Source organism: Saccharothrix texasensis, assembly GCF_003752005.1.
GTDB classification, from domain to species: domain Bacteria; phylum Actinomycetota; class Actinomycetes; order Mycobacteriales; family Pseudonocardiaceae; genus Actinosynnema; species Actinosynnema texasense.
The window spans coordinates 5,456,547-5,476,258 of sequence record NZ_RJKM01000001.1; the positions used below are offsets into that span (position 1 = coordinate 5,456,547).

A 19,712-nucleotide genomic window follows, 5' to 3' on the forward strand; every position below is an offset into this window, starting at 1 on the left:
CCTACCGCAGCCGGGCCGCCGCCTCGCGCACGCCCGCCTGCGCCGCCCGCCGGTCCACGTTCGTGGTCTCGCCGTCGGCCACCACCTGCCTGCCCGCCACCCACACGTCCTTGACCCGCCGCGTGCCCGACGCCCACACCAGGTTCGCCAGCACCTGCTCGTCCGGCGCGTCCAACCCCGTGGCGAACGCGGGGTCGTCGACGTCCACGTGCACCACGTCACCCCACCGGCCGGGCTCCAGCGCGCCGAGGTCGTCGCGGCCCAACGCCGCCGCACCACCGCGCGTGGCCAGCAGCAACGCGTCCGCCGCCCGCATCGCCGTCGCGTCCCCCGACGTCACGCGCGCCAGCAGCGCCGCCAGCCTGGCCTCCTCGAACAGGTCCAGGTCGTCGTTGGACGCCGGCCCGTCCGTGCCCAACCCGACCGCGACGCCCGCGTCCAGGTAGGACCGCAGCGGCGCGATGCCCGACGCCAGCTTGGTGTTCGAGCCGGGGCAGTGCGCGATGCCGACCCCGTGGGCGGCGTAGATGGCCACGTCCTCCGGCGACAGGTGCACGGAGTGGGCCGACAGCACCCGCCCGCCCAGCACGCCCGCCTGCTCCAGCAGCCGCGGCACGGACCCGTGCGACGCCCGCTGCGCCAGGTCCTCCTCCGCCGACTCGGCCACGTGCACCTGCACCAGCGCGCCGCGGTCACGCGCCTGCCCGGCGATCTCGCCGAGCGCCTCCGGCGACAGGATGTACGCCGAGTGCGGCCCGTAGCTCAGCTCGACCCGCTCGTCGGGCCCGAACCGCAGCCCGTCGGCGTCGATCCACCGGGTGATCTCGTCGGTCATCGGCCGCCACGGCATCCCCGGCAGGTCCATGATCGCGGCACCGAACAGCACGCGCGACCCGGCGGTCAGCACGGCGTCCGCGAGCTGCTCGCCGTGGAAGTACATCTCGGCGCTGGTGGTCACGCCGTTGCGCAGCATCTCCACCGCGCCGAGCAGCATGCCGACCCGGATGTCCTCGGGCTTCATCTTCGCCTCGGCCGGCCACATCGCCTCACGCAGCCAGCGCAGCAGCGGCAGGTCCCCGCCCAGGCCGCGCAGCAGCACCATCGGGCTGTGCGCGTGGGTGTTCACCAGACCGGGCAGCAGGATGCCGCTGAGCCGGCGGACCTCGCCGTCGAACGCGGGGGCGTCGGCCTCCGCGCCGACGTGGGCGACCCGGCCGTCGACGACGTCGACCACGGCGTCGCGCAGGACGGTGCAGGCGGGATCGCAGGGCAGGACGACGGGGGCGTGCAGGCGCAGCGACATGCCCCGATCCTGCCGCACTCGATCGAGCGACACACAACGTGGCGGGCCACGCGTCACCCCGTAACCCGAACAGTGGGTTTGACCTTTTGGGGCGGTGTTCACCCGCTGGATGGACGTAATCTCCGAAACGTTGGGAGAGGTGGTGGTCCCGCTGATCCGGCGAAGGAGTGACAGTGGCTCGTAACGGTGGAAGTGCCCGACCCGGCGAGCGCCGCGGCAGGGGGGAGCCCGCGGCGGCGGTCCTGCGATCGGAGGCCGATTTCTCCGAGCCGGGCCTGTCCCGGGAACGTCGATGGCTCGCACTGTTCCTGTTGGTGCACTTGGTGGACGACAACGGCAGGATGAGCACCGCGTACCGGCGGGTGCTCCGACGGGCGGCGCGAACACCCGGGCACTGGGCGCACGGCCGCTCGCTCGGCGCGGTCCGGGCCGAGGTGACGCGCTGGATCGGCGCGCAGGCCAGGCCCGAGTGCGTGCCGCCGTGGGAGCGGGTCGCGAGCCTGGTCCACGCCGCCGTGCACCCGACGCTCGTGCCCGAGGTGGTGGCGACCGCCCGCTACCTGCACGGCCTGGTCGTCGGCGTGGCGACCGACGACCCCCGTCCGCGCTGGCTCGACCCGGAGGTCGACGACATCACCACGACGATGATCGGCGGCCCGGAGTGGGCCCGCAAGCACGGCCTGGCCGCACCCGCGGACCGGGGGCCCGGTGACGCCGCGGCCGGCGGCGGGGGCCTCCCGACCCGGGAGGCGAGGGCGTACGAGATGTTGTGGACGGTGGTGCGGGTGCACCGCGACGCGGAGGCCCGGATCGCCGAGCTGGAGCACCAGGTGCGCCAGTTGCACGAGGAGAACGCCCGGCTCTCCGGCGACGTCACCACGTGGCTGGGCGACTACCGGCCGGCGATCCCCGACCAGGACCGCGGGTCCCGCCGCCGTCCCGTCGCCGACCGCCACCTCGCCGACCGCCACCGCCCGGAGGCGGACCCGGCGCGGTCCTTCACCTACCCGCTGCCCGTCGAGCTGCCCGCGTCCCAACCGTCCGCCGGCTGACCGCGCGGCTGGGAGGTGTCACCGCGTCACCGGCAGGATGGCGCGCACCTCCCAGCCGCCGCCGGCGCGGGCGCCCGCGCTGAACCGGCCGCCCAGCAGCTCGACGCGCTCCCGCATGCCCACCAACCCGTAACCACCGGACCCGCCGACCGGCGCCGCCTTGCGCGCCCGCCCGTCGTCGGCCACCAGCACGTGCACCGCACCGTCCGAAACGGACACCGAGACGTCCACGGTGGACGCGCCCTCGGCGTGCTTGCGCGCGTTGGTCAACGACTCCTGCACCAGCCGCAGCACCGAGCGGCCCAACGACGGCGGCACGGGCGCCGGCAGGTCGACGTGCAGCCGCACGGGCTGGCCGGACCGCTCCACCACCCCGCGCACGTCGTCGGCCAGGTCGCTGGACGCGGTCGGCGCGTCGGCCTCGGTGTCGCGCAGCGTGCCGACCAGGCGGCGCATCTCGGCCAACGCCTCGTTGCCGCTGCGCACGATGATCGGCAGCGCCTCGCCCGCCGCGGCCGGCACGGCCTGCGCCGCCTGCGCGTGCACCACCATGCCGGTCACGTAGTGCGCGATCACGTCGTGCAGCTCGCGGGCCAGCGCCATCCGCTCGGTGTGCTGCGCCGCCGCGACCTCGGCCCGCACGGCGGTCGCGCGTTCCCGGTCGCGGGCGCGGAAGTACAGCCCGGTGCCGAGCGACAGCGCCAGCAGCACCCCGCCGAACACCGACTGCGGCCAGAACCCGGGCCCGCTGTAGTCGTCCGGCCAGTGCGGCGACCGGTACTCCGGCCGCACGACGGCGGCGAGCGCGGTCACCGCGACGACCAGCACGACCCCGGCCACCGCGCGCGCCGGCGGGGCCTGCCGCACCACCACCGCGACGATCGCCATCAGGGCCGCCACCTCGGCCACCACCAGGCCGCCGATCATCGGCGTCACGGGCGCGACACCCGCCACGAGCAGCACGACCGAGCTCGCGCCCACCGCCGTCGCGGCGGTCAGCACGGCGTCGAACGGGCGCCGGGGCGCGAGCACGGCCAGCGCGCACACCACGACCGCGCCGGGGATGTGCCACCAGCCGCCCTCGCCGAGGAACCCGATGCCGACGAGGAGGAGCAGGGCGCACGCCAGCGGCCACTGGCGGCGGAGCAGGGCCCGCCACCCGAGCTGAGTGCTCTCCACGGGACCTCACGGTAGGTGGTCGCGGCGCGCGGCGCGTCCGACCCCGGTCGGGTGGCCCGTCAACCGGGAGGCTGACCCGAACGCCCGGTTAAACACACCAGTGGCCGATGTCGGATGACGAATCCCGGGGTGACTCTTGAGTGGTGAGTCGGGGAACGGGAGGTGCACGATGTTCGGAGTGGTCGCTACTTGGGCGGGCGCGGTGCTCGGCCTGCTGGTGCTGGTCCTGATGGCGCTGGCGGGCGTGTTGATCGATTCCCAGCGCTGAGCCGGGGGTGTGCCGCGGCTCAGCCGCCGAGTCCCCCGGCGCGTCGCCGGAGCAGTTCGGCCAGGCGTCCGGGTGAGTGGGGCAGGGTCGTTTCCTCGGGGGTGGTGGGGAAGCGGGCGGGTCCGCCGGCGCGGGCGCGGTGGGCCGCCGCCGGGTCGAGCCGGAACGCGGGCCGGTTGCCGGAGTGGCGTTGCCGCGAGCGCAGCCACGACAGCCGGTGCCGCGACTCGGCGTGGTGGTCGGTGATGGTGACGGCCGCCAGGTCGAAGGAGTGCAGCACGGCCCGGTTCAGCTCGACCACGGCGCGGTCGCGCCACAGCGAGCGCTCGGTGGACGTGTCCAGGCCGAGGGCCTCGGCGACGGACCGGGCGGCGCCGCAGGCGTTCTCGTCGGCCAGGCTCCTGGCGCCGATCTCGGAGCCGACGAACCACGAGTTGAACGGCGCGGCGGGGTAGGTGACGCCGCCGATGGTCAGCCGCGTGTTGCTGATCACGGGCACGGCGTGCCAGCGCAGGCCGAGCTGCCCGAACCAGGGCAGGTCGGGGTGTTCGAGGACGACCTCGTGCACCGCGTCCGGCGGCACGGTGAACAGCCGCGCGCCCTCGTGCGCGGTCTCCACCACCAGCGGCAGCAGGTCGAAGCGGCCGGGCGGCTCGGGCGGCTGCCAGCCCATGGCCCGCACGGCGTCGGTGAACCCCCGGTAGCGGAGGTCGCCCGAGCCGTCGCCGTGGCCCGCGTACCGGACCAGCTGCTCGTTCCAGATGCACGGCCCCGGCGCGGTCGGGGTGTCCGGCGCGAACACCGTGACCAGCGGGCGGATCTCGCCGCCGTTGGTCGCCTGGCGCAGGTGCTCGACGCACTCGCCGGCCACGGCGGCGGCGTTGCGCAGGCCGCGCAGGTCGCGGACCTTGAGCCGGCGCCACGGCACGCCGCTGGTGCACCAGCCGGAGTCGCGCAGGGCGATCCGCGCGCCGTAGGCGAGCTCGTGGGCGGTGTGCCGGTAGGTGCCGGTGCGGGCGACCTCGTCGCGGACCTGGGCCAGGCGTGGTCCGACCGGTCCGGCTTCGGGGTGGGCGATGTGGAACATGCGGAGGAACCCCTCCGCCGCGTCCACGTCGAACGTTATCGGTTCGTTGTCTACTGCGGTCACGGGCGGCAACCGTAGTTGTGGATCGGTGTGACTCGTCACTGCCAGACGGGGCACATCGGGTGATCCACAAATCCCACCCGATCCGGTGACGAATCCACGCGCAGTCGCCGCATCGGTCGTCCGGGACCGTGACTTTATGCCTCGGTCAGGTGAGCTCGACCCGCTCGAACATCAGGTCGTGGCTGATCCGCTCCTCCTCGACCGCCCGCTGCTCGAACTTCGTCACGGGCCGCCACCCCGGCCGGGGCGCCCAACCGTCGAACCGGTTGCGCAGCAGCGGCTCGGCCGAGCACACCCGGAGCATCTGCTCGGCGTACTCCTCCCAGTCCGTCGCCAGGTGCAGCGTGCCGCCGGGCCGCAGGCGCGACGCCACGAGCCGCACGAACTCCGGCTGCACGAGCCGGCGCTTGTGGTGCTTCTTCTTCGGCCACGGGTCGGGGAAGTAGATGCGCACCTCGGCGAGCGAGGCGGGCTCCACGTGCTCGGTGAGCAGGTCGACCGCGTCACCGCGCAGGACCCGCAGGTTCGTCACCTCGAGCGCCTCGGCGCGCAGCAGCAGCTGCGCCAGGCCGGGCTTGTAGACCTCGACGGCCACGTAGTTCAGCTCGGGCGCGGCGGCGACCAGCTGGGAGGTGGTCTCACCCATGCCGGAACCGATCTCCAGCACGACGGGCGCCTCGCGCCCGAACCACTCGTCGAAGTGCACGGGACCGGCCGGGAGCGCCTTGACCTCGCGGCCCAAGCGCTCCCAGTGGCGGTCCCATGCGCGCTGCTGCCCCACGGTCATCCGTTCGCCGCGTTGGACGTAGCTGACGACGGATCGGTGGTGGGGCGGTCGCTGGCGGCTGGACGTCACGGGCGTACAGCCTAGGTGGTGCGCTAGGCGATGTTCTCCAGGTCCTCGATCTGCTCGCGCAGCTCGGCGGGGGTGAACTCGATGGCTTGGCGCTGACCGGGGCCCCGGTGCGCGGGGAGCAGGTCGACGAAACCGGGGTGCCGGTCCGTGAACTGCACGGTGGTCGGTTCGGCGGGGCCGTAGACGCCGCTCTCGGACGGCACGAACTCCCAGTAACCGACCTCGCCCTCGGTCGCCCAGGGGACGAACACCCAACCCGGCCGGCTGCCCAGCAACCGGGTCACCTCGTCCTCCAGGGCGAACGCCGCCGCGCGCGAGGCGATGCGGCCCCGGTCCAGGGCCCTGAGCCACCAAGGTGCGGGTGCCTCGGGACCCACCGCGCGGAACATGGCGAGCACTTGCTGCTCGTCGGCCCGGTGGATCCAGGCTCGACGCGTCTGTGCGGGTGAGTCGGCGAGGCCGACCCCTCCCGCGGCTTCGATCGCGTGCGACCATTCCAGCGCCAACATCGGTTCGACGCGAAGGGCGTGGTCGCGTTGCCGTGGCAGCTTCTTGGACCCGGTTGCCGAGTGGTCGGCGTTCAGGTCCGGATCAAGCACCGTCACGGGTTCACCTCCGGGGGGTTCCTTGACGGGGGACATCCGAATTCGCGTGCGGGCAGGTGCCTGCCTCACGATTCGCGCTTTCCATCTGACCCGGTTCAGAAGCGCTTGTCATGGGGCTGTGCCGGAGTTCACGACGTCTTAACGAACGCCTTACTCCGCTTGCCGGAATCAGGAACTGTGAAACATCGTCGACCTGGAATAACTGTGATGCCGAACACAGGGGGAATTGGTGACGGGGAGAGCGGTTGTCGCCGCGGTCCTGCTCGCGTTGCTGGCGCCGGGAGTGGCCCGGGCGCAGACGATCGAGGAGCAGCAGTGGCACCTGGCCGCCTTGGAGGTGTCCGCCGCGCACGCCATCACGCGCGGTGACGGCGTGGTCGTGGCGGTGGTCGACTCGGGCGTGGACGACACCCGCCCGGACCTGGCGGGCGCGTTGCTGCCGGGCGCCGGTTTCGGCTCGGCGAGCGGCACGGACGGCACCGAGGACAAGGACGGCCACGGCACCGCGATGGCGACGCTGATCGCCGGACGGGCGGTGGACGGCGGCGCGCTCGGCGTCGCGCCCGGCGCGATGATCATGCCGGTCTCGGTCGGCGCGGACGGCGACAAGTTCACCACCGCGTCCGTCGCCGAGGGCGTGACCTGGGCCGTCGACCAGGGCGCCGACGTCATCAACCTGTCCCTGACCTCGCTCGCGACGCTCACCCCGGACCTGCTGCGGGCGGTCAACCACGCGTTCGACAACGACGCCGTGGTGGTCGCCGGCACCGGCAACGACGGTGACGAGCACGTGGGCGCGCCCGCGAACATCAAGGGCGTCATCGCGGTCTCCGGCACGATCGAGGGCAACGGGCCGTGGCCGGAGTCCAACACCGGTCCGGAGACCGTGCTCGCCGCGCCCGCGCAGCGCATCGTCACCGCCGTGCCGGTGTCGGTCGTGGACACCGGCTACGCCGAGGTGGACGGCACGAGCGCGGCGACGGCGCTGGTCTCGGGCGCGGCGGCGCTGGTGCGCGCCCGCTACCCGGAACTGGACGCGGGCAACGTGGTGAACCGGCTCATCGCCACGGCCACCGACCTGCTCGCGCCCGGCCGGGACGACGTGACCGGGTTCGGCCAGGTCGACCCGGTCGCCGCGCTGACCGCCGAGGTGCCGCGGGTGGAGCGCAACCCGCTGGCGCCGCCGCCGCGCACGTCGTCGGCCGCACCGCCGCCGACCTCGGGCGAGGACCTGGCCGCGCCGCCGGCCGAGGCGGACGGCGGCACCCGGCTGCTGGTGGCGTTCGGCGGTCTGACCGCGGTGGGGATCGTGGTGGCGGCGGTGAGCCTGCTGCTGGCCCGGCGCAGTCGGGTCCGCCGCGCGCCGGTGCCGGTCGTCACCGAAATCCCGCCGCCGTCCGACGACTTCTGGCGCGACGACCGGTTCTGAGCCGTGACGCGGTCGGCGAATCGGTTTCCCGGTGCTCCGGGAGAGCGCCTGTCACTCGGTCGCGTGATATTCCACGGATTCCTTCGTGAGTTGCATGAAGGCCTCTTCGAGTGAGCCGAGTTGCGGGCTCAACTCGTGCAACGTGATGCCGTTCGACGCGGCCAGCTCGCCGATGAACGCGGGTTCCACCCCGTGCACGACGAGCGCGCCGTCGGACGCGGTGGCCTCGGCGATGCGGGCCCGCCCGTCGAGCAGCTCGCGCAGCCGGTCCAGCTGCGGCGAGCGGACGCGCACGGTGTCCTCGGTGGCGTCGGCGATGAACTGCTCGGTGCTGGTCTGCGAGATGAGCTTGCCGCGCCCGATCACGATCAGGTCCTGCGCGGTCTGGGCCATCTCCGAGAGCAGGTGGCTCGACACGAACACGGTGCGGCCCTCGGCGGCCAGCCGGTGCATGAACTGGCGGATCCAGAGGATGCCCTCGGGGTCGAGGCCGTTGACCGGCTCGTCGAACATCAGCACCTCGGGGTCGCCGAGCAGGGCGCCCGCGATGCCGAGCCGCTGGGACATGCCCAGCGAGAACCCGCCGGCGCGGCGCTTGGCGACCTGGGTGAGGCCGACCGCGTCCAGCACCTCGTCCACGCGCTTGTCCGGGATCCGGTTGGACCGGGCGAGCCACTGCAGGTGTGCCCGCGCGGAGCGGTTGGGGTGCACCCACTTCGCGTCCAGCAGCGCGCCGACCACGCGCAACGGCTCGCGCAGGGACCGGTAGTCCTGGCCCTTCACGGTGACCTTGCCGCGGGTGGGGCGGTCGAGGCCGAGGATCATCCGCATGGTGGTGGACTTGCCCGCGCCGTTGGGCCCGAGGAAACCGGTGACCCGGCCCGGCTGCACGCTGAACGACAGGTCGTCCACGGCCACGGTCCTGCCGTAGTGCTTGGTGAGGCCGGTCGCTTCGATCATGACATCTCCCGTCCGATCTAACGCTTGTGGCGAAAGCTAAAGCAGAAGAGCCCGGGCCACCCCCCGAAGGTGACCCGAGCTCCCCCTTTTCCCCCGGCTGCCCGCGTGCCGGCCCCCGAATGCCGGCGGCGCGGGAGTGCCCGTTACGCGTCCCGCCGCTTCACCACGACGAGCGAGATGACGTAGATCGCCAGCGCGATGGCGGCGAAGTACGCGAACGAGCCCCACGGGCTCAGCTCGCCGATCGCGGGCGGGCCCGCGCCGTCCGGGATGGCGCTCGCGTCCGGGTCGCCCAGGATGAACTTCTGGGCCACCAGGAACGGCATCCAGTTCTGGATGTCGTCGCCGATGTTCGGGATGAGCCCGACCACGTTCTCGAGCACCAGCGCGAACACCAGGATGATCGACACCGCGCCCGCGGTCTGCCGCACCAGCGCGCCGATGCCCAGGGCGAGCAGCGCGCCCGCGCCGTAGATCAGGCCGACGCCGGCGACGTGCCGCCAGTCGTTGGCGGAGGTCAGCGCGAGCTGCGAGTTGTCGGACGCGAGCACCCAGCTCAGGCCCCACGACCCGAACGAGGCGGCCAGGCCGACCAGGGCGGACAGCAGCACCACGACGACCGCCTTGGCGACCATCGGCGAGGTGCGGTCCGGGGCCGCCTGGAACGTCGACTTGATCGTGCCGAAGCGGTACTCGGTGGTGACCGCCAGCGCGGCCATCACCATGATCACGTAGAGCCCGAACGTGTGGGTGAACACCGCGCCGATCACCGGCATCGGGGCGTTGTCCCAGTTGGCGGCGATGATCGCGGTCAGACCGAGGGTCAGGCCGAGCGCCAGCAGCATGCACCACCACGGCGAGCGGGTGGAGAACAGCTTGATCCGTTCAACGGCGAGCAGAGTCATCGGTGGTCACTTCCCCGTCTCGGCGAGTTCGGCGTGGTACTCGACAGAATCGCCGGTGAGCTGCATGAATGCCTGTTCGAGCGAACCGCGCTGCGGGCTCAGCTCGTGCAGCACCACGCCGCTGGCCGCCGCGATGTCACCGATCTCGTCACTGAGCACACCCGACACGGTGAGCGAGCCGTCGGCGTCCTCACGGACGGTGAAGCCCTTGTCGATGAGCATCGCGCCCAGCTTGTCCGCGTGCGGGCTGCGCACCCGGACGGTGTTCTCGGTCGACCGCTCCACGAACTCGGTGGTGCTGGACTGCGAGATGAGCTTGCCGCGCCCGATGACCACGAGGTCCTGGGCGGTCAGCGCCATCTCCGAGAGCAGGTGGCTCGACACCAGCACGGTGCGGCCCTCGGCGGCCAGCCCCTGCATGAACTGGCGGATCCAGAGGATGCCCTCGGGGTCGAGGCCGTTGACCGGCTCGTCGAACAGCAACACCTTCGGGTCGCCCAGCAGGGCGCCCGCGATGCCGAGCCGCTGGGACATGCCGAGGGAGAACCCGCCGGCGCGGCGCTTGGCGACCTTCGTCAGGCCGACCATGTCCAGCACCTCGTCCACCCGGCGGTCGGGCAGGCCGTTCGACTTGGCCAGCCACTGCAGGTGCGCCCGCGCGGAGCGGTTCGGGTGCACCCACTTGGCGTCGAGCAGCGCGCCGACGGTCCGCAGCGGGCGGTCGAGCTGTGCGTACGGCTTGCCGCCGATGAGCACCTGGCCCGCGCTCGGCCGGTCGAGGCCGAGGATCATGCGCATGGTGGTGGACTTGCCCGCGCCGTTCGGGCCGAGGAACCCGGTGACCCGACCGGGCTCGACGGTGAAGGACAGGTTGTCCACCGCCATCGTCTTCCCGTAGCGCTTGGTGAGGCCGACAGCCTCGATCATGATTTCTCCCCTGGACGACACATCCCCCGGACTAGGCAGAACCCTGCCCGGTCCACCGGGTCTCGCACATCGGTCTGTAGTTGACTCGTCGGTGCGACTTCAGTCTTATCGTGGTCGCTACCTCGGTTGTAGTAATCCGTGTTCACCCTGAGTTGTCCCCTAGGCGTTCACCGGGTCGTTCTCAGGGATGGGACCGAAGCGGACATCCGCGCGTGTCCTACCTCCAGAACGCGCGAGTCCTACGTTCGGAACGCGCGAGTCCTACGTTCAGGACACCCGAGTTGAACGCTCGGACCGCGGCGGACCGCGACGCCCGGCGGTGGGACGGCCCGGCTAGGCCGCGAAGTACCGGTCCAGCACGGCCGCCGCGCCGTCGTCGAAGATCGTGCCGGTGACCGCGTCGGCCACCTCTTGCACGGCGACCGGCGCCTGGCCCATCGCGACGCCGTGCGCGGCCCACCGCAGCATCTCGACGTCGTTGGACCCGTCGCCGATGGCCAGCGTGTCCCGCTCGGACACGCCGAGCGCGGCACGCAGGTCCTCCAGCGCCGCGCCCTTGGTCACGCCGGGAGGCGACAACGTCAGCCACGCCTCGTTGTGGTCGCACGACGCCGTCACGCCGGGCAGCTCGACGTCGAGCATCCGCAGCGCCAGCTCCTCCGGCGTGCGGCCGACCCAGCGCATGACCAGCCGGGACGTCGTGGTGGCCACCAGCTCCTCGTACGGCACCTGGCGCACCTCGCCCCACAGGTCGCCGTCCGCGAACCGGCCGAACGCCAGGTTGCCGACCCCGGTCAGCTCGACCGCGAACACCGCGTCGGGCAGCAGGCCGCGCAGGTGCTCGACCGACGGCCCGGGGTCGAACTCGACCTTGCGGATCACCTCGCGGGTGGTCGTGTCCCACCACACCGCGCCGTTGGAGCAGATCGCGGTGGTGCCGCGCAGGCCCAGGTCGTCGATGATCGGCCGGGTGCCGATGAGGCTGCGGCCGGTGGAGAGGACGACGTGCGCGCCGTCGTCCACGGCCCGGCCGATGGCCGCGCGCACGGCCGGCGCGATGTCCTCGCGACCCACGGGGGTGATCGTGCCGTCGATGTCCAGGGCGATGAGGCGTGGTCTCCAGGTCACTGGTGTCACCCTACTGGGCGAGCATTAATGAACCATGGTTCAATAATCCCGTGGCACGACCGAAGACGATCACGGACGAACGGCTGCTGGCCGCGGCGGCGGAGGTGATCGGCCGCAAGGGGCCGGGGTTCACCGTCGCCGACGTCGCCGAGCGGGCGGGCGTCTCGGTGGGCACGGTGGCCGGCCGGTTCGGCTCGAAGAGCGGCCTGCTCCAGGCCCTGACCAGGCAGACCATGGACGGGAACGTCCGGCGGATGCACGCGGCGGCGGCCGCGGCGCGGGACCCGGCCGAAGGGCTGCGGGCGGCGTTGCTGACCTGGTTCGAGGGCATGACGGACCCGGCCGAGGCGCAGAACCACCTGGCCCAGCTCGGTGTCGACCTGATCGACCCGGAGCTGCGGGCGCTGCTCGCCGAGCTGTACGCGGCGACCGAGCGGACCGTGGTAGAGCTCACCCGCCCGGTGGACCTGCCGCACGGCCCGCCGCCGGAACGCGCGGCGCGGGTGCTCACCGGCTTGCTCTACGGCGTGTCGATGGACTGGTCCGTCCGACCGCGCGGCGAGCTGGCCGACCGGCTGGCGGAGGACGTGGACGCGGTGCTGGACGCGTGGAAGGGGAGATGATGTCGGCGTTGGAGGGCAAGGTCGCGGCGGTCACGGGCGCGACGCGGGGCGCGGGGCGCGCCATCGCGGTCGAGCTGGGCGCGGCGGGCGCGACGGTGTTCGTCGGCGGGCGGTCGACGCGCGGGCACAAGTCGCCGATCGGCCGGGACGAGACGATCGAGGAGACGGCGGAGCTCGTCACGGCGGCGGGCGGGCGCGGCATCCCGGTGCGGTGCGACTTCACCGTGCCGGCGGACGTGGACGCGTTCCGGGCCCGCGTCGAGTCCGAAGGGGACGGTCGGCTGGACGTCCTGGTGGACGACGTGTGGGGCGGTGAGGCGGACACCGAGTTCACGGTGTTCTGGGAGCAGGACCTGGACCGGCAGCTGCGGATGTGGCGCAACAGCATGGAGGCGCACTTCGTCACCCTGCACCGCCTGCTGCCGCTGCTGATCCGCGAGCCGGGCGGGCTGCTGGTCGAGATGACCGACGGCGACAGCGACGAGTTCTACAGCCAGTCGCTGGCCTACGACTCGGTGAAGGTCGGCATCCGGCGGATCGGCACGGTCATGGCGAAGGAGCTGGAGGCGTTCGGCGGCACGTCGGTCGCCGTCACGCCCGGGTTCCTGCGGTCGGAGCAGATGTTGGAGCACTTCGGCGTGACCGAGGAGAACTGGCGCGACGCCATCGCCCGGGAACCGCACTACGCGATGTCGGAGACGCCCCGCTACGTGGGCCGCGGCGTGGCGGCGCTGGCCGCCGACCCGGACCGCCACCGGTTCACCGGCAAGGCGCTCGCCTCGTGGACCCTCATGCGGGAGTACGGCTTCACCGACGTGGACGGCTCGCGGCCGGACTGGGGCCGCTGGTTCGAGGAGGTCTTCAAGGCGGGCGTCGACCCGACGACGGCGGACGTGTCGAAGTACCGGTGACCCGCGCGGGCTCGTCCAGCCGGGTCACACGTCGCCCGGCCGGACGAGCCCCGTCTCGTACGCCAGCACCACGGCCTGCACGCGGTCGCGCAGCTCCAGCTTCGCCAGGATGCGCCCCACGTGCGTCTTCACCGTGGCCTCCGACAGGAACAGCTTCCGCGCGATCTCGGTGTTCGACAGCCCCTTGGCGATCAGCACCAGCACCTCGCGCTCCCGCTCGGTCAACGCCTCCAGCACGGCCGCGTCCCGCAGCTCCCCGCCGCCCTCGCCGAGGAACCGGCTCAGCAGCCGCTTGGTCACCGAGGGCGACACGACCGCGTCGCCGCTGGCCACCGCGCGCAACGCCGACACCAGGTCGCCCGGCGGCGTGTCCTTCAGCAGGAAGCCGGACGCGCCGTTGCGCAACGCCGACAGCGCGTACTCGTCCAGGTCGAACGTGGTCATCACGAGCACCTTCGCGGTGCCCGCCTCGGCGATCCGCTTGGTCGCCTCGACCCCGTCGAGCACGGGCATGCGCACGTCCATCAGCACCACGTCCGGCCGCAGCCGTTCGGCCAGCTGCACGGCGTCGAGCCCGTTGGCCGCCTCACCGACCACGTCGACGTCCTCTTGCGCGCCGAGCACCATCCGGAAGCCCATGCGCATGAGCTCCTGGTCGTCCACGAGCAGTACCCGGATCACGAAGTCACCTTTCCCAGCCAGACCGGCACCCTACGACGGGACCAACGGCAGCACGGCCCGGACCCGCCACCCGCCGCCGGGGTTGGGTCCCGCTTCCAGCGCGCCGCCGAGCACGCCGGCGCGCTCGCGCATGCCGATCAGGCCGTTGCCGCCGGACACCGCGACCAGGTCGTGCGGCGTGCCGAACCCGTCGTCGGCCACCTCCACCTCCACCTGATCACCTGCCTGGGTGACGCGGACGGTGGCCGAGGCCCCCGCGCCCGCGTGCTTCAACGTGTTCGTCAGCGCTTCCTGCACGATGCGGTAGATACCGAGCCCCAGGCCCGCGGGCAGCGCGGAGAGGTCGCCCAGCGTCTCCAGCCGGACGGGCAGCCCGGCGGCCCGGCAGTTCTCGGCCAGCTCGTGCAGGTCGCCCGCGTCGGGCTGGGGCACCCACTGCGTGCCGGACTGGTCCTCCGACCGCAGCACGCCCAGCAGCCGCCGCAGCTCGGTCAACGCCTGCCGCCCGGTGTCGGCGATGGTCCGCACGGCGGCCTCGGCCAGGTCGGGGTCGGACTTGATCGCGTAGCTCGCGCCGTCGGCCTGCACCACCATCACGCTCACCGCGTGCGCGACCACGTCGTGCAGCTCGCGCGCGATCCGGGACCGCTCCTCGCCGACCGCGATCCGCGCCTGCTGGTCGCGTTCGGTCTCCAGCAGCTTCAGCCGCTGCTCCAGCTCCCGGTTGTAGGCGCGGCGGGCGCCGACGAACTCGCCCATCGCCCAGCTGAACCCGAACACGGCCGCGATCACGAACACCATGAACGCGGCCTCGACGCCCGCGCTCATGGGCCACAGGGCCCACACGAACGTGCCGACGGCCAGCCAGATCGCGTACAGCAGGCCCTGCCGCCTGCCGACGTAGGCGACCATCGTGTACAGCGCGATGGCCAGCGAGAAGTCCGCCAGCCGGACCGGCATCCCGGTGGCCAGGTCGCCGTGGGTGAGCAGTTGCAGCGCCCCGCCGAACAGGATCACGTAGGACGAGCCGAGCGGGTGCTTGCGGCGGAAGACCACCGGCACGATCAGCATCGCGCCGACGAACAGCAGCGTGGAGCCCGGCACGGTGGACTGGTTCGCGCCGAGCACGCCCAGGTCGAACACGAGCAGCAACCCGGCCATCAGGGAATCCCCGAAGACCGGGTGCGCTCGCATCCACAGGCTCAGCCGCCGCACGTGACCAGGTTAGGTAGGGGTCGCGGCGCCGCGCGTCGCGCCACGGGTTGACCCGCCCTAATCCCACAGGCGGATGAACCGGCGCGGGCTACCTGGTGGTCTTGATCTGCGTCGGGTCGATCTTGCCGTCGACGGCGTCCGGCACGCGCGGCGCGGGCGCGCCGCGCACCGGCTCGACGCGCGTCTGCGGCGGCACCGATCGCTGCTGCTCGTACTGGCGGTGCTCCTCGGACATCTCGTCGGCCAGCTGCTGCTGGAGCTGCCGGTCGCGGATGCGGCCGAGGATCATCATGGTCACCGCGTGCACCAGTGCCAGGACCAGGAGCATGACGCCGAGCTTCACCACGACGTCCTTGACCGGGTCGCCGGTCTGGATGGTGATGATCGACACCATGGCCAGCAGCCCGAGCACCACGAGGTGGAACAGCACGGTCGCCAGGCGGGTCATGGACTTGGCCGCTTCCGGGTCGCCGTAGGCCCGGCTCATGTACCCCCTCCCGCTGCGGTAGATGAGCTGGCCGTCGATCAGCACCAGCACCACGCCGAGCAGCAGGAACACCGCATATCCCTGTTCCATGCGTGACCTCCCTCGTCGGTCGCGGAAATACCCCCGTCGCCGCGTTCGCAAACCGCGTGCCACCCGTACGTGGCACGATCTCGGCGTGACGACGCAGGCCAAGCAGCTCGCCGGTCCGCTCTCGGCGGCGGTCGCGAACCTCTGCGCCGGCCTGCGCCCGCAGGTCTCGCCGGCGACCGCGGCCGGGCTGGGCGAGGTGCTGCGGCGGTTGTCCGCGCCGTTGCAGGTGGCCGTCGCGGGTCGGATCAAGTCCGGCAAGTCGACCTTGGTCAACGCGTTGATCGGCCGCCGCGTCGCGCCCACGGACGTCGGCGAGTGCACCCGGCTGGTCACCCGCTTCCAGTACGGCACGGTGGACCGGATCGAGGTGGTGTTCACCGACGGCCGCAAGCAGGTGCTGCCGTTCGAGGCGAACGGCTCGATCCCGCCGGACCTGGGTGTCGACGTCGAGCGGGTCTCGCACATCGAGGCCTACCTCACCAACGCCGTGCTGCGGGACCTGACCGTGATCGACACCCCCGGCCTGGGCTCGCTCGACGCGGCGTCGGTGGCGCGCACCGAGGCGCTGCTCGGCGCGGTGGCCGAGGCCGACGGCCTGGACGCGGTGTCGCGCAACGCGGTCGCCGGCGCCGAGGCGGTGCTGTACGTGGTCACGCAGGGCGTGCGGGCGGACGACCAGCAGGCGCTCGCCGCGTTCACCGCCGCGACCGCCGGCCGCGAGGCCGGGCCGGTCAACGCGATCGCGGTGCTGAACAAGGCCGACACGATCGCCGCCGAGACCGTGGCGGGCTCGGGCGGCGACACGTGGCAGGCGGCGGTGCTGCTCGCCGAGCGGCAGGCGCTGACCCTCAAGCCGCGCGTCGCGGACGTGCTGCCGGTGATCGGCCTGGTCGCCGAGTCCACCGAGACGGGCGGCTTCACCTCGGCCGACGCGGACGCGCTGCGCAAGCTGGCCGAGCTGGACGACGCGACCCGCGAGACCATGCTGATCTCGGCCGACCTGTTCGTGGGCTGGGAGTGCGACGTGCCGGTCGGCACCCGCACCCGGCTGCTGGAGAAGCTGGACCTCTACGGCATCCGCAAGGCGCTGGAAGCCGTGGACGCCGAGCCTGGGATCACCGCGGGCGCGCTGCGCCGCAAGCTGCTCGACGCCTCCGGGCTGGACGGCGTGCGGGCCAAGCTCAACGCGGTGTTCCGGTCCCGGGCCGACGGGATCAAGGCCGCCGCCGCGCTGGCGTCGGTGACGTCGCTGGCCGCCGCCTCCGGCGACCCGAACGAGCGGCAGCGCGTGCACGACGCGATCGAGGTGCTGCTGGCGAAGCCCGAGGCGCACCAGCTGCGGCTGCTGGAGGCGTTGACGCTGGTCGCGTCCGGCGCCGTGGCGATGCCCGGCGACCTGGTGGAGGAGGTGCTGCGGTTCGGCAGCTCGCCGGACCTCGCCGAGCAGCTCGGCCTGCGCGGCAGACCCCCGCAGGAGCTGCTGGCCTACGCCCTGGAGCGGGCGGGCTGGTGGCGTTCCTTCGCGTCGTTCGGCGCCACGCCCGCGCAGAGCCGGGTGGCGCACGTGGTGCACCGGGCGTATTTCCTGATCTGGCAACAACTGCGGGGACGGCGATGAGCGGAACGGAACAGGGCGGCACGGCGTCGGATGACGCTGTGGAGACGCACCCGGGAGCGACGCTGGAGAAGACCATCGCCGACGAGCTGCTCGACCAGGCGCTGGCCGAACGGCGCGCCCTGGTCCAGCTGTGCCTGTACGCGCTGGACCGCGCCCGCAGCGCCGGGGTGGTGGAACGGCTCGTGGAGGGCCTGGCGGCGATCGGCGTGACCGCGCTGCGGCCCGACGGCGAGCGGTTCGACCCGTCGCGGCACGAGGCGGGCGGCACCGTGCCGACGCCGGACGCGTCGCTGGACGGCGTGGTCGCCGAGACCGAGGTGGTGGGCTTCGCCGATCGCGGCCGGACGCTGCGCGCGCCCGTCGTCACCGTCTACACCGCCCGATGAGCACCCTGCCGCAGGTCGTCCGGCAGACCAGGGAGAAGCTGACCGCCCTGGTCCGCTCGCTCGACCCGTCGGCCGCGTCGTTCGTGGAGACCCGCCGGGCCGGTCCGGCGTCCGTCGTGGTCGTCGGCGAGACCAACCGGGGCAAGAGCTCGCTGGTCAACGCCCTGCTGGCGACGCCGAACCTGTCACCGGTGGACGCCGAGGTGGCCACCGCGACCTACCTGGTGTTCCGGCACGGGCAGGAGTGGTCGGCCCGCGCCTGCTACGCCGGGTCGATGTCGCCGGTGCCGTTCGAGCGGTCCGAGATCGTGAACTGGGTGTCGGCGGCGCACGAGCTGCCCGAGGGGATGCTGCCGCCCCGGTACGTCGAGGTCGAGGCCCCGATCCCGCTGCTGGAACGCCTGTCCGTGGTGGACACCCCGGGTGTCGGCGGGCTCGACTCGGTGCACGGCGAGCTGGCCGCCGAAGCCGCCGCGAACGCGACCGCGCTGCTGTTCGTGGTCGACGCCTCGGCCCCGTTCACGCGCGGTGAGCTGGACTTCCTCCGCACGGTCGGCGAACGCGTCGAGACCGTGGTCTTCGCGCTGGCGAAGGTCGACCAGTACCGGGGTTGGCGGCAGGTGCTGGAGGCCGACCAGGCGCTGCTGGCCGAGCACGCGCCGAGGTTCCGCGGCGCGACGTTCCACCCGGTGTCCTCGCGGATGTTCGAGCTGGCGGCCAAGGCGCCGAACCCGGACGCGGCGGCGATGCTGCGCGACCGGTCCGGGATCGGCGCGTTGCAGGAGGCGTTGCAGGAGCTGGTGGTCGGCCGGGCGGCGATGCTCGGCGAGGCCAACGGGCTGCGCGCGCTGGCCACCGTGCTGGACGAGCTGATCGCGCGCAACGAGGCGGACAAGCGCGCCCTGTCGTCGGGCGAGGAGGAGGCGGAGACGTTGCGCGGGCGGCGCGACGAGCTGAACTCCCAGCGCCGTTCGTCGACGCGCAGCTGGCAGGTGCGGCTGCGCGGCGAGGTGCAGCGGGCGCGGGTGGAGGGCGCGCACGAGGTGAGCCGCCAGATGAGGGACGTGCAGACGTGGTTCCGCACGGCCATCGACTCGGCCGACCGCGAGCGGCTGGCGGCGCTGCCGCACGAGGTCGACACGGCGTTGCAGGTGGTGTCGGGGCGGATCAGCGCCGGGTTAAGCGTGCGGTTGTCCCGGGTCGCCGACTCGGCGTTGGCGGACCTGTTCTCGCCCGAGGAGCTGGCCGTGATCCGGGGCCAGTTCGCGCGCGGCGTGACGCCGCCGGTCGTGCTGCGGCCACCGGAGAAGCGCGCGCCCACGGCGGAGGACAAGCTGCTGGTGTTCATGGGCGTGTCCGGTGGGTTGGGCGCGGGCCGGCTGGCCGCGTTGCCGCTGGCCGGGCTCGGGGTGGCGGCGCTGAACCCGATCGTGCTGCCGGTGACCATCGCGCTGGGGCTGGGCGCGGGCTGGTGGATGGCCCGGACCAGGAAGCACTCGGCCGACAAGCAGCACCTCAAGCAGTGGCTGTCGGACGCCATCGCGGACGCCCGGTCCACCGTGGACCAGCTGGTGGCCGAGCAGTTGATCGAGGCCGAGCAGCAGTTGTCGCTGGCGTTGGACGACGCGCTGGGCAAGCGGGTCGACGCGATCGAGGCGGAGCTGCGCGAGGTCGACAAGGCGCTGCGCATGGAAGCGGGCGAACGGACCAAGGCGCTCCAAGCCGTCACGCGCCGCCTGGCCGAGCTGACCGCCGGCCGCACGAAGGTGGACGAGCTGCTGGCCCGCATCCGAGCCGTCCGCGACCGCACCTGACTCTGCGTGATCGGAACGCCACTTCCGCACATCACCCCAGGTCATTCCGGTTCGGGTGCCGAGAGCGGGTGCCGACGCTTCCGCAGTGGAACCGAACAGGCATAACGTGAGTCCAACCGGTACAG

Annotated in this window: 19 protein-coding genes; 7 read left to right on the forward strand and 12 right to left on the reverse strand. The window is 72.7% G+C overall.

The window, feature by feature from the left end:
* Position 1: 1 nt before the first annotated feature.
* A complete protein-coding gene (locus EDD40_RS23715; protein ID WP_123744880.1) occupies positions 2-1,303 on the reverse strand; it encodes an amidohydrolase family protein in 1,302 nt (433 codons plus the stop codon).
* 314 nt (positions 1,304-1,617) lie between these two features.
* On the opposite strand from EDD40_RS23715, the gene EDD40_RS23720 reads away from it, so the two are divergent.
* Entirely contained in the window at positions 1,618-2,355 is a 738-nt protein-coding gene (locus EDD40_RS23720) for a hypothetical protein (protein ID WP_148088896.1), read from the forward strand.
* An 18-nt stretch (positions 2,356-2,373) separates the two neighbouring features.
* Here EDD40_RS23720 and EDD40_RS23725 read toward each other — a convergent pair whose 3' ends face one another.
* From EDD40_RS23725 to EDD40_RS23740, 4 genes are all read right to left on the reverse strand, one after another.
* Positions 2,374-3,534, reverse strand: a complete 1,161-nt coding sequence (locus EDD40_RS23725) for a sensor histidine kinase (RefSeq protein ID WP_123744882.1) — start codon at positions 3,532-3,534, stop codon at positions 2,374-2,376.
* 287 nt (positions 3,535-3,821) lie between these two features.
* Complete coding sequence (locus tag EDD40_RS23730) at positions 3,822-4,952, reverse strand: nitric oxide synthase oxygenase (protein WP_281277807.1); 1,131 nt, start codon at positions 4,950-4,952, stop codon at positions 3,822-3,824.
* Positions 4,953-5,097: 145 nt separating this feature from the next.
* Positions 5,098-5,739, reverse strand: coding sequence for a tRNA (guanosine(46)-N7)-methyltransferase TrmB (trmB, locus tag EDD40_RS23735; protein ID WP_236595268.1), 642 nt, complete (start codon positions 5,737-5,739; stop codon positions 5,098-5,100).
* Positions 5,740-5,831: 92 nt separating this feature from the next.
* Positions 5,832-6,413 carry a hypothetical protein gene (locus EDD40_RS23740; RefSeq protein ID WP_123744884.1) on the reverse strand — a complete coding sequence of 194 codons (582 nt, stop codon included), beginning with the start codon at positions 6,411-6,413 and terminating at the stop codon, positions 5,832-5,834.
* 229 nt (positions 6,414-6,642) lie between these two features.
* Between EDD40_RS23740 and EDD40_RS23745 the strand changes: the two genes are divergently transcribed.
* Positions 6,643-7,842 (forward strand): S8 family serine peptidase, encoded by a 1,200-nt coding sequence (locus tag EDD40_RS23745; RefSeq protein ID WP_246037784.1) that lies wholly within the window; start codon positions 6,643-6,645, stop codon positions 7,840-7,842.
* A gap of 51 nt (positions 7,843-7,893) precedes the next feature.
* On the opposite strand, the gene EDD40_RS23750 is transcribed toward EDD40_RS23745, so the two are convergent.
* The 4 genes from EDD40_RS23750 to EDD40_RS23765 form a co-directional block, all read right to left on the reverse strand.
* A complete protein-coding gene (locus EDD40_RS23750) occupies positions 7,894-8,802 on the reverse strand; it encodes an ABC transporter ATP-binding protein (RefSeq protein ID WP_123744886.1) in 909 nt (302 codons plus the stop codon).
* Positions 8,803-8,945: 143 nt separating this feature from the next.
* Entirely contained in the window at positions 8,946-9,707 is a 762-nt protein-coding gene (locus EDD40_RS23755; RefSeq protein WP_123744887.1) for a hypothetical protein, read from the reverse strand.
* A gap of 6 nt (positions 9,708-9,713) precedes the next feature.
* Positions 9,714-10,634, reverse strand: a complete 921-nt coding sequence (locus EDD40_RS23760) for an ABC transporter ATP-binding protein (protein ID WP_123744888.1) — start codon at positions 10,632-10,634, stop codon at positions 9,714-9,716.
* 333 nt (positions 10,635-10,967) lie between these two features.
* Positions 10,968-11,762 carry an HAD family hydrolase gene (locus EDD40_RS23765; RefSeq protein WP_123744889.1) on the reverse strand — a complete coding sequence of 265 codons (795 nt, stop codon included), beginning with the start codon at positions 11,760-11,762 and terminating at the stop codon, positions 10,968-10,970.
* A 50-nt stretch (positions 11,763-11,812) separates the two neighbouring features.
* Between EDD40_RS23765 and EDD40_RS23770 the strand changes: the two genes are divergently transcribed.
* Both EDD40_RS23770 and EDD40_RS23775 read left to right on the forward strand, forming a co-directional pair.
* Positions 11,813-12,385: a TetR/AcrR family transcriptional regulator gene (locus EDD40_RS23770; RefSeq protein ID WP_123744890.1), complete on the forward strand. Its 573-nt coding sequence runs from the start codon at positions 11,813-11,815 to the stop codon at positions 12,383-12,385.
* On the forward strand, positions 12,385-13,296 hold the full coding sequence (locus EDD40_RS23775; protein WP_425471351.1) for an SDR family oxidoreductase: 912 nt from the start codon (positions 12,385-12,387) through the stop codon (positions 13,294-13,296). The genes EDD40_RS23770 and EDD40_RS23775 overlap by 1 nt, the downstream gene beginning before the upstream one ends.
* 24 nt (positions 13,297-13,320) lie before the next feature.
* Here EDD40_RS23775 and EDD40_RS23780 read toward each other — a convergent pair whose 3' ends face one another.
* The 3 genes from EDD40_RS23780 to EDD40_RS23790 all read right to left on the reverse strand — a co-directional run bounded on the left by EDD40_RS23780 (position 13,321) and on the right by EDD40_RS23790 (position 15,769).
* Positions 13,321-13,977, reverse strand: a complete 657-nt coding sequence (locus tag EDD40_RS23780; protein WP_053714464.1) for a response regulator — start codon at positions 13,975-13,977, stop codon at positions 13,321-13,323.
* Positions 13,978-14,007: 30 nt separating this feature from the next.
* Complete coding sequence (locus EDD40_RS23785) at positions 14,008-15,171, reverse strand: sensor histidine kinase (RefSeq protein WP_123748241.1); 1,164 nt, start codon at positions 15,169-15,171, stop codon at positions 14,008-14,010.
* A 109-nt stretch (positions 15,172-15,280) separates the two neighbouring features.
* Positions 15,281-15,769: a hypothetical protein gene (locus tag EDD40_RS23790; protein WP_148088897.1), complete on the reverse strand. Its 489-nt coding sequence runs from the start codon at positions 15,767-15,769 to the stop codon at positions 15,281-15,283.
* An 85-nt stretch (positions 15,770-15,854) separates the two neighbouring features.
* Here EDD40_RS23790 and EDD40_RS23795 point away from each other — a divergent pair, with 85 nt between their 5' ends.
* Genes EDD40_RS23795 through EDD40_RS23805 form a run of 3 tightly spaced genes read left to right on the forward strand, consistent with a single transcriptional unit; the run spans position 15,855 to position 19,587 of the window.
* Positions 15,855-17,387 (forward strand): dynamin family protein, encoded by a 1,533-nt coding sequence (locus tag EDD40_RS23795; RefSeq protein WP_123744893.1) that lies wholly within the window; start codon positions 15,855-15,857, stop codon positions 17,385-17,387.
* Positions 17,384-17,773 carry a nucleotide exchange factor GrpE gene (gene grpE / locus EDD40_RS23800; protein WP_123744894.1) on the forward strand — a complete coding sequence of 130 codons (390 nt, stop codon included), beginning with the start codon at positions 17,384-17,386 and terminating at the stop codon, positions 17,771-17,773. Before EDD40_RS23795 ends, grpE begins: the two co-directional genes overlap by 4 nt.
* Positions 17,770-19,587 carry a dynamin family protein gene (locus tag EDD40_RS23805; RefSeq protein ID WP_123744895.1) on the forward strand — a complete coding sequence of 606 codons (1,818 nt, stop codon included), beginning with the start codon at positions 17,770-17,772 and terminating at the stop codon, positions 19,585-19,587. The genes grpE and EDD40_RS23805 overlap by 4 nt, the downstream gene beginning before the upstream one ends.
* Positions 19,588-19,712: the final 125 nt, after the last annotated feature.

Bases quoted from the DNA above. Each gene is read 5' to 3' on its own strand.
- EDD40_RS23715 (WP_123744880.1), bottom strand. From the start codon at position 1,303: ATGTCGCTGCGCCTGCACGCCCCCGTCGTCCTGCCCTGCGATCCCGCC.
- trmB (WP_236595268.1), bottom strand. From the start codon at position 5,739: ATGACCGTGGGGCAGCAGCGCGCATGGGACCGCCACTGGGAGCGCTTG.
- EDD40_RS23750 (WP_123744886.1), bottom strand. From the start codon at position 8,802: ATGATCGAAGCGACCGGCCTCACCAAGCACTACGGCAGGACCGTGGCC.
- EDD40_RS23755 (WP_123744887.1), bottom strand. From the start codon at position 9,707: ATGACTCTGCTCGCCGTTGAACGGATCAAGCTGTTCTCCACCCGCTCG.
- EDD40_RS23760 (WP_123744888.1), bottom strand. From the start codon at position 10,634: ATGATCGAGGCTGTCGGCCTCACCAAGCGCTACGGGAAGACGATGGCG.
- EDD40_RS23775 (WP_425471351.1), top strand. From the start codon at position 12,385: ATGTCGGCGTTGGAGGGCAAGGTCGCGGCGGTCACGGGCGCGACGCGG.
- EDD40_RS23785 (WP_123748241.1), bottom strand. From the start codon at position 15,171: ATGCGAGCGCACCCGGTCTTCGGGGATTCCCTGATGGCCGGGTTGCTG.
- EDD40_RS23790 (WP_148088897.1), bottom strand. From the start codon at position 15,769: ATGGAACAGGGATATGCGGTGTTCCTGCTGCTCGGCGTGGTGCTGGTG.
- grpE (WP_123744894.1), top strand. From the start codon at position 17,384: ATGAGCGGAACGGAACAGGGCGGCACGGCGTCGGATGACGCTGTGGAG.
- EDD40_RS23805 (WP_123744895.1), top strand. From the start codon at position 17,770: ATGAGCACCCTGCCGCAGGTCGTCCGGCAGACCAGGGAGAAGCTGACC.